The sequence below is a fragment of the Oleiphilus sp. HI0066 genome, assembly GCF_001635725.1.
The window spans coordinates 1-871 of sequence record NZ_LWFH01001723.1; the positions used below are offsets into that span (position 1 = coordinate 1).

The 871-nt window shown below is 44.0% G+C and carries 1 protein-coding gene; it reads left to right on the top strand.

What is annotated here, in order from left to right; all coding sequences use genetic code 11:
* Window positions 1-265: 265 nt before the first annotated feature.
* Window positions 266-745, top strand: coding sequence for an RNA pyrophosphohydrolase (gene rppH / locus A3738_RS26905; protein WP_068475386.1), 480 nt, complete (start codon window positions 266-268; stop codon window positions 743-745).
* Window positions 746-871: the final 126 nt, after the last annotated feature.

Below are 871 nucleotides of genomic sequence, written 5' to 3' on the forward strand. Positions count from 1 at the left end.
CTATCGCCTGCGATAAGGGTGTTGTCTAGATCAAAAATTGCCAGTGCCACGCATCTTACTCCATTGCGAAATTGAACGTTGGCGCAGCATAACAGGTTATACGACAGAGGAAATAAAAAACTGAAGTGCGACCAATAGTGTGTCTAATGTTTAAGGAAATGAAGGTCTTTATGTGTGTGATAGCTCGTATTTACCGAGCCTTACGATTGCTGCATTTTGCTTTTTCTGGAACAATGGCTGAAACGAAATTTTATTAGGAATGGTTGTGATTGATTCTGACGGTTTTAGATCGAATGTCGGAATTATTCTTGCTAACCAACAGAATGAGGTGCTATGGGCGCGTAGAATTGGACAAACTTCTTGGCAGTTTCCTCAGGGGGGAATAAAACCTCACGAAACGCCAGAACAAGCATTGTATCGAGAGCTTTATGAAGAGATCGGTTTAGTGCAAAAAGATGTTCAGATTGTTGCGCAGACTGAGGGCTGGTTACGATATCGCTTGCCAAAACGCTTAGTCCGACATAACTCCCATCCGGTTTGTATTGGCCAAAAACAAAAATGGTTTTTGTTGAGAATGATCGGGCAGGACGAAAGCATCTCTTTGAGCAATGGCGAAACGCCAGAGTTTGATGGTTGGGATTGGGTGAGCTACTGGTATCCATTGGGTCAAGTAGTTTCCTTCAAGCGAGAAGTCTACCGACGTGCATTGAAAGATTTGTCTAGCCACTTATTTACTGTGGACTAGCGTCAAATAATAGGGGTTGAGCAATGCTGGCCACGCTTCGCGGCATAGTACAGGAAGTCAATGCAGCTGCAGATCTTAATGAAGCTCTTCAGCTGATTGTGGATCGAGTGCAGTCGTCTATGCAGA